Source organism: Methanococcoides sp. (genome assembly GCF_030594565.1).
In the GTDB taxonomy this organism is placed as follows: Archaea; Halobacteriota; Methanosarcinia; order Methanosarcinales; family Methanosarcinaceae; genus Methanococcoides; species Methanococcoides seepicolus.
On the sequence record NZ_JAUVEY010000095.1, the window covers coordinates 1 to 8,588 of the forward strand.

The 8,588-nt window shown below is 42.8% G+C and carries 10 protein-coding genes and 1 pseudogene; 5 read left to right on the top strand and 6 right to left on the bottom strand.

Annotated elements, in window-relative coordinates; translation table 11 throughout:
• From QAS77_RS08440 to QAS77_RS08460, 5 genes and pseudogenes are all read right to left on the bottom strand, one after another.
• A pseudogene (locus QAS77_RS08440) lies at positions 1 to 795 on the bottom strand (Mur ligase family protein); the annotation flags it as partial.
• 14 nt (positions 796 to 809) lie between these two features.
• Complete coding sequence (gene cfbA, locus QAS77_RS08445) at positions 810 to 1,205, bottom strand: sirohydrochlorin nickelochelatase (protein ID WP_305064919.1); 396 nt, start codon at positions 1,203 to 1,205, stop codon at positions 810 to 812.
• Positions 1,206 to 1,581: 376 nt separating this feature from the next.
• Positions 1,582 to 2,205, bottom strand: coding sequence for a DUF2150 family protein (locus tag QAS77_RS08450; protein WP_305064921.1), 624 nt, complete (start codon positions 2,203 to 2,205; stop codon positions 1,582 to 1,584).
• A gap of 76 nt (positions 2,206 to 2,281) precedes the next feature.
• The gene (locus QAS77_RS08455) at positions 2,282 to 2,734 is read right to left on the bottom strand and encodes a UPF0179 family protein (protein ID WP_305064923.1); all 453 of its coding nucleotides are present in this window, start codon (positions 2,732 to 2,734) and stop codon (positions 2,282 to 2,284) included.
• A 125-nt stretch (positions 2,735 to 2,859) separates the two neighbouring features.
• Complete coding sequence (locus tag QAS77_RS08460; RefSeq protein WP_250868328.1) at positions 2,860 to 3,933, bottom strand: NAD(P)-dependent glycerol-1-phosphate dehydrogenase; 1,074 nt, start codon at positions 3,931 to 3,933, stop codon at positions 2,860 to 2,862.
• A 92-nt stretch (positions 3,934 to 4,025) separates the two neighbouring features.
• Between QAS77_RS08460 and QAS77_RS08465 the strand changes: the two genes are divergently transcribed.
• The 5 genes from QAS77_RS08465 to QAS77_RS08485 all read left to right on the top strand — a co-directional run bounded on the left by QAS77_RS08465 (position 4,026) and on the right by QAS77_RS08485 (position 7,740).
• A complete protein-coding gene (locus tag QAS77_RS08465) occupies positions 4,026 to 4,877 on the top strand; it encodes a DUF63 family protein (RefSeq protein ID WP_305064925.1) in 852 nt (283 codons plus the stop codon).
• Positions 4,877 to 5,533, top strand: coding sequence for a stage II sporulation protein M (locus QAS77_RS08470; RefSeq protein ID WP_305064927.1), 657 nt, complete (start codon positions 4,877 to 4,879; stop codon positions 5,531 to 5,533). Before QAS77_RS08465 ends, QAS77_RS08470 begins: the two co-directional genes overlap by 1 nt.
• Before the next feature lie 106 nt (positions 5,534 to 5,639).
• Positions 5,640 to 6,797, top strand: a complete 1,158-nt coding sequence (locus QAS77_RS08475) for a formate--phosphoribosylaminoimidazolecarboxamide ligase family protein (RefSeq protein WP_305064928.1) — start codon at positions 5,640 to 5,642, stop codon at positions 6,795 to 6,797.
• Positions 6,798 to 7,018: 221 nt separating this feature from the next.
• Positions 7,019 to 7,225, top strand: coding sequence for a DUF5371 family protein (locus QAS77_RS08480; RefSeq protein ID WP_250868332.1), 207 nt, complete (start codon positions 7,019 to 7,021; stop codon positions 7,223 to 7,225).
• Positions 7,226 to 7,254: 29 nt separating this feature from the next.
• Positions 7,255 to 7,740, top strand: a complete 486-nt coding sequence (locus QAS77_RS08485; protein WP_305064930.1) for a type IV pilin N-terminal domain-containing protein — start codon at positions 7,255 to 7,257, stop codon at positions 7,738 to 7,740.
• An 82-nt stretch (positions 7,741 to 7,822) separates the two neighbouring features.
• On the opposite strand, the gene gatD is transcribed toward QAS77_RS08485, so the two are convergent.
• Positions 7,823 to 8,588: Glu-tRNA(Gln) amidotransferase subunit GatD (gene gatD / locus QAS77_RS08490; protein ID WP_305064932.1), on the bottom strand; the 766-nt coding region annotated here is incomplete at its 5' end.

Consider the following 8,588-nt stretch of genomic DNA (forward strand, 5'->3'; position numbering starts at 1 on the left):
GTCAGCTTCATCGCTAAAAGTTATCGTGTCGATATTCTTTTCCCGGGTAGAAGCTATGGCTTTTTCTGCGTTTGAACTGATCAATAGAATACTGTCAGCCTTTGCATTTTCCACCATCTGCAATTTAGCATCACTTGCCCATGCAGTGCCCGAGGCTATCCTGTAATCCAGTTCCAGTGATGTGATAACTCCAATATCCGCACATCCGGTGCCTCCAATGGATGTTTCAAAAATAATTACGTCAGGTCTGAGCCTTTCCTTTTCCATGATCTCAATGGCTATGAGGATGCTTCCGGGTGCAATGCTCAGCCCTTTGTGGATGACTGTGGCAATACCCTCTTTCCAGTATTCAAGTCCTCTGGATGTATGAAGTAGCACTGTCTGTTTCCTTGAAATAATATCTGCCAGAATGGATGCAGTACTTGTCTTGGCCTTTGTACCGGTGATCTCAATGACCCTTTGTCCGGCAAGACGTTCACTTTCATTGATAAGCTGTCCCACCATTTTATGATGCGTGACAACAGGGTTCCCTTTTTTTCTTGCACTTTTGAGTACTTTGAAATCCGGGTCAAGATGAACTGGAGCTACAACGATTTCCGTAGGTTTTAGCTCAAATTCGTCCTTTGAAGAAAGAACAGGAAAAAATGTTTGCAGATCAGATATTGTCACATCGTCCAGTGTATCATAGACATCGATGGCACGGACATTATATCCAAGCCGTGCCATCTCTTTTGCAACAGGAATTCCGGCGTGCGTCAGGTCGAGCACGACTGCATCCTTCTGACCTGCGTTCATAGTTATTGGTCTGTTTACATTACTTCCATTGCTCTCTCGAATACGAGATCTGCAAGAAGTTCGTGGTGTCCGAGTGGTTTTCCAAAAGTGACCGGTACTTCATTTCCATCCACGGTGATCTTTCCTTCATTTGTCTCAGGGTCGAGTTTGAGTATTTCCGGAATATCTTCTGTGATATGAACTCCTGATGCAAGGAATACAGGTACGGCTACGATCTTTGTAATGCCTGTGCCTTCGAAATCAGCAAGAGCTTCCACAACTGTTGGAATTGTGTTCTCCATGAAACCTGCTTTTATCACATACTCAGGATGTTTTTTTGCAATTGTAGCTGCTATCTCTGATACAACTTCTTTATTGTAAGGCAGTCTGCTTCCGTGTCCAATGGCTAAGATCCCTATCTTTTCGGTCATTTTTTATACCTCTAATGTTTTAGATTTTACTTTCAAATAGTTTTGCTTTTCTATAATAAGGAATGCGAGACAATCAATATTCATCTCATCCTCTCATTTTCGAAAAGCTTTAATTTGGCACAGTGTTCATACGTTTGCACACCATTTGTGTTACTCCTATGATATTGTGATTACATAAAAACAATTCGGATTTGTTTTTGGTAGTACTATGTACACCTTATAAAAATGAAATTTGTGTGGGTGCAAATACTGTAAAGAAAACATGAATCAACTCTGAAATGAAAAATAGCACTTAAAACCAGTGAAATAAATATCAGGAACGCAAGTAGATGATATGGTCAATAAAATAAGAAAAAAATGTCAATAAAAAAAAGAATCAGGAGCCGTCGTCTTCTCCGTCATCCTCTTTGTAACCATCAGCTCCGATCATGGCAGCTTCAACGGAATCAATACCATCGAGCCATTCTGCAACAAGGCCGTATGGGAGATCTTCCATAGCAGCTTCTGGCAGATTTTTACCGTCCAGTATAAGTGCTCCGACCTGTGCAATGCATGTTATAGCCGAATCAATATCTTCTGCTTCTTCATATTCGATCGCTACTGCAATGAGATCTTCGATGCTTGATTCTTTATCAAAGTCGCCTGCTATGTAGCACTCGCATGCTGCGAAGCTTCCTGCAAGGGCTGTCTGTACAGACTCGAGCATCATATCAATGTCCTCGGACACAGGTTCGACCTCTTCGAGTGTAATATCTCTGATATCCTTAATTATCGCGATCGCATCATCTAAAGGAAGTGTCTTATTCTCGTATTTTGCAATGACCTTCAGGCATGCGAGAATGATGTCATCTTCCATACTGACAAAAATAGCACCTTCTTTCCCGGTGTTTTCCTCTTCTTCCTTGAACTCGAATCCGCTTTCTTTCACTTGACCGAGCCAGTTGCTCCAGCGCTCTTTTGTATAAAATTCATGGTCGATTTTTTCATGTGTGTCCGACATTTTAGTACCTCTTTCAATTTTCACTTATTGGGTATATCTAGGACATGTTCCGGTATTAATATAAAAGACATTCGAGTCAGGGTAATAGCTCGACTTTCTTCAATGTAACTGAGGGGTCAGCTTCCATCTCTACAGTGCCCATCACTTTCAGAATGGTGCACCTGTCTCCGTTGCGAAGTCCTTTTGGATAGCAAAGCTCATACGTCTCAGCATCCAGTTTCTCATCACATTTTGGTGGCTGATATCTTATCTTTGAACCTTCGATAGCTTTTTTCGAGTCCAGTAATGCAAAGATCGGTGCTTTAACAACATCGACGACCATTGCTCCTTTATCATGGACAAAACACTCATGAAGGGTATTGTTCCTTACTTTTACTACCCTGTACTTCTTTCCTTTTTCAAGGCTCATACAGGTGTTTTTCAGTTTGCACTGCTCGCATTCCGGCGTCTCTCCATCGAAGAAGAACTCTGCACCTTCTTTTGCGAGTCTGGTTCCAATGAGCGTTATAGTGGTATCCATGTCCTCCATTTAATCACCTTGTGTTATGAGATCGTAATGACCTTAGTAATAATACGATAATTTTTGGGTTTATCAAACCCGCTCTTCTTATAGAGATAAAGATATACTGATAATCCCTTAATTCAGACCTTTTTTTAGGATATGACCTTTGTCTTCCTTGCGACTATTTCAGCGGCATCAGGTGTCAGCCCTGTGCCAAGTATGGTATATCTTTCAGGTCTGATAGTATGTGAGAGTACAAGTGCTTCTAATATATACTTATCTTCAATACCCAGCTCTTTGGCAGTAGTGGGTGCTCCTATCAGCTTTAAAGCATCACTTATCCTTTTCCAGTCACCGCCATGAAGGTACATCATCAATATTGTACCAACACCACATTGTTCGCCGTGAAGTGCCGGTTCATCTGCTATCCGGTCAAGGGCATGGCTGAACATATGCTCAGATCCGGATGCAGGTCTTGATGAACCTGCAATGCTCATTGCGACCCCGCTTGATACAAGTGCCTTAACGACCATTCTGACAGAACTCTCAAGTTCGGGTTTTATCGAATCTGCTGAATCCATAAGTATCTGTGCGGTCATGCTTGCAAGTGCGGCGGCATATTCACTGAACGGCACATTCTGTAGCCTGCTCGCAAGTTGCCAGTCAAGCACTGCAGTACAATTCGAGATGATGTCACCGCAGCCTGCTGCTAATAATCTGTAAGGCGCATTGGCTATGATCTCCGTATCCGCAATAACTGCCATTGGTGCGTTAGCCTGGATCGATGTCGTGGTCTTCCCATCTTTTATGGAAGCTCTCGAAGAGACGATACCATCATGCGAGGCAGCTGTCGGGACACTTATGAAAGGCACTTCCAGCTCAGTGGCAGCAAGTTTCGCGACATCGATGGTCTTACCGCTACCCACACCCAAAAAGTATTTGGTGCCTGATTCTATTGCATGCTTCCTTATCCTTTCAACTTCTTTCATGGATGCTGATTCCGAGATCACCAGCTCGACGTTCTGGCCTACATCCTGCAATGAATCCTGAACGATCTCACCTGCTATCCCTTTGGTACTCTTTCCTGTGACCACTAATGCGTTGTCGATAAGTTTCAGGTCTGTGCAGACATCTCTTACCTCGTTGATGACGCCATTTCCTATCACAACATTTCTTGGTAGCTGCATCCATTTCTTCTGTCCGTTCATATCATGCGTCACATCCATGTGTATATGGTTATCTGTATTTCTGACACCATATATTATTAAGCATTAGTGTTATTAGGTTATTCCTACAGCTTTTGCAACAGTGAGAAATAATGTGCCCTTATGTAGATAAGATCTTGGAATTTGTGAACCGTTATTATCTTGAACCGATCTTTCAGGATAGTGGATACAATGTAGTGAATACCCTTACCTGGGCACTGATACTGGGAATTTGTGTTTTTGCGGTTGCCTGGTTGCTTGAGAAATGGAATGTCGAGGTTGATGACAAGTTTGTATTTTCCATAGTCCCTTTCATACTGGCAGGCTCATCTTTAAGGGTGATCGAGGATGCGGGTGTTTTTGAGGCACCTTTAAGCTATCTGTTCATCACTCCAAATATCTATTTCTTTGTGTTCATGGTCACAGTGTTCTGTCTGCTGTTGTCCAGATTGATAGCTTCTTCAGAAAAGGTCTCTGACTGGAAGGTGCCTTTTGCATTACTTGGCTTATGCTGGTTCGTAATTAACATCATAACCCTTCTCATAGTGGAAGATATCACTCGCCCGTTCATTCTTGTTGCCATCGTCTCACTGGGGACGGTCCTTGCAGGAGCAATATATCTTGCTTTTGATAAGGCGGGTGTGTCCTTTGTAAGGGACCCTCTGAACATGATGATCATCTGGTCTCATCTTCTGGATGCGTCTTCTACGTTTATCGGTGTTGATATCCTTGGGTACTATGAAAAGCACGTTGTTCCTGCTTATCTGATCGATCTGACCGGTACTGCGCTTGTCATGTTCCCTCTGAAACTGGCTATCTTCCTTCCGGTGATCTATATTATAGACACGCAATTCGTTGCCGATGAGGAATCAAAGAGATTGAGGACGTTCGTTAAGATGGTGATAATCATCCTTGGTCTTTCACCTGCGTGCAGGAACACTATCAGAATGGCACTCGGGATCTGATGAAAATGGATGTGAGCAACGATATTTCTGTTGATACCGAATACGGGAGAAATACTTGCAATGGTGGCTGCAATGTGCGTGAGTATCTTCGTGGTCTCATGCCGGAAATAGGTATCATTGTTCTCTTGTTCATTATCTCTACAATTGTCGGTTATGCTCATACGGCATTTGATCCTTCTTCTTCCACCCTCTCCCTTGAAGGGCTGGAGGAACTTGTGGAACTTATCAGAAGCCTTAACGCTTTTGAAATAATGCTTTTCATCTTTTTCAACAATGCCATAAAAAGCCTCATTGCATTCGTGTTCGGATTGGGCTTTGGCATAATTCCCCTGTTGTTCGTGGTCTCGAACGGTTATATCCTTGGGGTGATCACATATCTCGAATCAATGGATAATGGTCTTGCTTATGTTGCCATAGCAATTCTTCCGCATGGTGTGATAGAACTGCCCATGATACTGATCTCGGCTGCAATGGGGCTGAGGATGGGTCTGCTTGTGTTCAATGGACTGGCTGGCAAGGATGTTGATATCAAAAAGGAGTTCTTGCAGGGTCTGAATGTTTTCTTCCGTTTCATCGCTCCTTTGCTTTTGGTGGCAGCAGCCATTGAAACTTTCATAACTCCTTTATTGATCGCATTGTTCACCGGGCTGATCTGACCTTTTCGTCACCTTTTAGAATTATGGTCTTTCTCTTGTTGTAGTAAGAATAAGTCTTTTATAACGCATGTTCCATTGTATCACAAAAACCCGGAGAACAAAAAGGATGATCGACAGGAAAGAGATTATTGAGATTGCGGAGAGCTATTATACTGATGACATAAAGATCGGTACAGTTGCCTCTCACTCAGGATTGGATGTATTTGACGGTGCTATCGAGGAAAACTTCGAGACCTTTGCAATATGCCAGGCTGGTCGTGAAAAGACATATACCGAGTACTTCAAGTCAAAAAGGGACGCTAATGGCAATGTTGTGCGCGGTATCGTTGATGATTATGTTGTATATGATAAGTTCAATGAGCTCATGCTTCCAGAGAACCAGCAGAAACTTGTGGATGACAACGTTCTTTTCATACCTAACAGGTCCTTTACTTCCTACTGTGACATCGATGAGGTCGAGAACGATTTCCGTGTGCCAATGGTCGGAAGCAGGAACATGCTTCGAAGTGAGGAGCGCGGTATGGACCAGGACTATTACTGGCTTCTTGAGAAGGCAGGGCTTCCATTCCCTGAAAGGATAAACGATCCTGAAGATATCGATGAGCTTGTAATGGTAAAGCTCCCTCATGCAGTAAAGAAACTTGAGCGTGGTTTCTTCACTGCCGGAACTTACAGTGAATATGTGGAGAAGTCCGAGTCCCTTATCAAACAGGGTGTAATTACAAGGGAAGCCCTTGCAGAAGCAAGGATCGAGCGCTATATTATTGGTCCGGTCTTCAATTTTGATATGTTCTATTCTCCTATCGAGGAAGAAATGAACAAGACCGAGATTCTTGGTATTGACTGGAGGTTCGAGACAAGTCTGGATGGTCATGTCAGGCTTCCGGCACCACAGCAGATGAATCTCGCTGAGCACCAGTTAACTCCTGAGTACACGGTATGTGGTCACAATTCTGCAACACTTCGTGAATCTCTCCTTGAGGAGGTTTTCAAACTTTCAGAACTGTATATCAAGGCATCTAAGGAGTTCTATGACCCAGGGGTCATTGGTCCTTTCTGTCTCCAGACCTGCATTGATAAGGATCTGAACTTCCACATCTATGATGTTGCTCCAAGGGTTGGCGGCGGAACGAACGTTCACATGTCCGTTGGACATCCATACGCCAATACACTATGGCGTAAACCTATGAGTACTGGAAGGCGTGTTGCCTTTGAGGTACGCCGTGCTATTGAATCCGGCCAGCTAGATAAGATCATAACATGATATGGATACTTTGAAGCTCCTTCGGAGCTTCTCTTTCTTCTCTTTTTTATTATGTATTCTTTTTTATTAATTTTCATTACCGAGAGGCTTCTTTTTTTGCATTTTTATATTCTATTCTTTATAATACCGAAAGCGTTATATATCATACATCTTATAATAATAATTATGATGGGGATGGGATGTGTTAATTCACATTACTAAACTAATCAGGAGAAGTTCTCATGAAAATAGTACATGCCCAAACTGTGCTTACTGAGGACCAGCTTGAAGAACTCAAGAAAAAGACAAATGAGCCGTCTACAAAGGAATCTTTGAGCATAGCGGTCCAGCATTATCTTGAGTGCGAGTACACTGAAATGAATGATGAAATGTGGACTCGGAAGCTTGAAAAGGTAGTGCAGAAGAAGCAACAAAGTGGTTCTAATTGATTAGTAACGATCTATGGAGGAATATTAATATGTTAAAGATGAATAGAAATGAAGATGCAGTGTCTCCGGTCATTGGTGTTATCCTAATGGTCGCTATCACTGTGATCCTTGCTGCTGTCATTGCAGCATTCGTGTTTGGAATGGGACCAGCAGAAATGGCTCCACAGGCAAGTGTAAGAGGAAGTGCAGATTCAGATGGTAGCAACATTATCAAGCTTGAGCACCAAGGCGGGGATGCCATTATTTTGGACTCTGCACATACTACTGTCATTGTATCTGGGAATACTAGTACAGATGGTACAATTACTTTCAACGCTTCCAGTGACACTGAGTTCACTGCTGGAGAAACATTGTACGTATACTTCAATGGTACTTATCCACAACTTGGTGAGGCTGGTGTTGCTGGTAATGCTGCCAATATAGATGATATTGCAATATCCGGTGATACACTCAACGTCAAATTCATTGATGTAACATCTCAGCAGATGATTGCTGACCTCGACGTAAGATTCTAAAAATTTTAAAGAGTATGGTGCATGACTGCACCAATATCTTTCTTTTTTTAAAATTATTTCACTAAAAAAAGTTGAAGCAATTTCACTTCAATGTACTATCGGTCATTTCATGGCCAATGTTTAATCTCATCATATCTTTAACTTTTTCCACATCATCACTCTGTCCTAAAGCCCACATAAGTTTTACCAATGCGACTTCGGGAAGCATATCCTCTCCTTCAATGGCACCTGCTTTTAGAATATCTCTTCCAGTATCATATACTCTGTCACAGACACGGCCGTTCAGGCACTGTGATGTCATTATTACCGGTATTCCACTTTCAGTGGCACGCTTGATGTTCGGTATCCAGTCGGTTGAAACATGTCCCAGCCCGGTCCCTTCTATCACGAGGCCTTTGTACCCTGAATCAATGTAGTAGGAAAGAATTTCTGGATCAGCACCCGGGACGAACTTTACAAGGGCACATTTTGATTCAAGGGTGTTCTTCAGTTCAAGTTTTTGGCTACCGCGTTTTGAAAACGGGAGTATGGTCTCTATCTTATGGGTCGAATGGTCGATATGGCCTATAGGGTCTGAGTTGATGGACTGGAATGCATCTCTTCTCGATGTGTGCATTTTCCTGACCTTCGTTCCGAAATGAATGGCACATCTGTCGTCGCAGGTAGTGTCGTGCATGACAACACAGACCTCTGCAATATCGCTGACCGCAACCTTTGTTGCACAGATGGCGTTCATGGCATTATCACTGCTTGGTCTGTCTGCACTTCTCTGGGATCCGACAAAGACTATTGGCACAGGGGTCTTCAGCATAAAGGATAGTGCTGCTGCGGAATACATCATGGTGTCA

What these genes read in the sequence shown, in the direction of transcription:
- cfbA (WP_305064919.1), bottom strand. Translation starts at nt 1,205, where the DNA reads ATGACCGAAAAGATAGGGATCTTAGCCATTGGACACGGAAGCAGACTG.
- QAS77_RS08450 (WP_305064921.1), bottom strand. Translation starts at nt 2,205, where the DNA reads ATGTCGGACACACATGAAAAAATCGACCATGAATTTTATACAAAAGAG.
- QAS77_RS08455 (WP_305064923.1), bottom strand. Translation starts at nt 2,734, where the DNA reads ATGGAGGACATGGATACCACTATAACGCTCATTGGAACCAGACTCGCA.
- QAS77_RS08460 (WP_250868328.1), bottom strand. Translation starts at nt 3,933, where the DNA reads ATGGATGTGACGCATGATATGAACGGACAGAAGAAATGGATGCAGCTA.
- QAS77_RS08465 (WP_305064925.1), top strand. Translation starts at nt 4,026, where the DNA reads ATGTGCCCTTATGTAGATAAGATCTTGGAATTTGTGAACCGTTATTAT.
- QAS77_RS08470 (WP_305064927.1), top strand. Translation starts at nt 4,877, where the DNA reads ATGAAAATGGATGTGAGCAACGATATTTCTGTTGATACCGAATACGGG.
- QAS77_RS08475 (WP_305064928.1), top strand. Translation starts at nt 5,640, where the DNA reads ATGATCGACAGGAAAGAGATTATTGAGATTGCGGAGAGCTATTATACT.
- QAS77_RS08480 (WP_250868332.1), top strand. Translation starts at nt 7,019, where the DNA reads ATGAAAATAGTACATGCCCAAACTGTGCTTACTGAGGACCAGCTTGAA.
- QAS77_RS08485 (WP_305064930.1), top strand. Translation starts at nt 7,255, where the DNA reads ATGTTAAAGATGAATAGAAATGAAGATGCAGTGTCTCCGGTCATTGGT.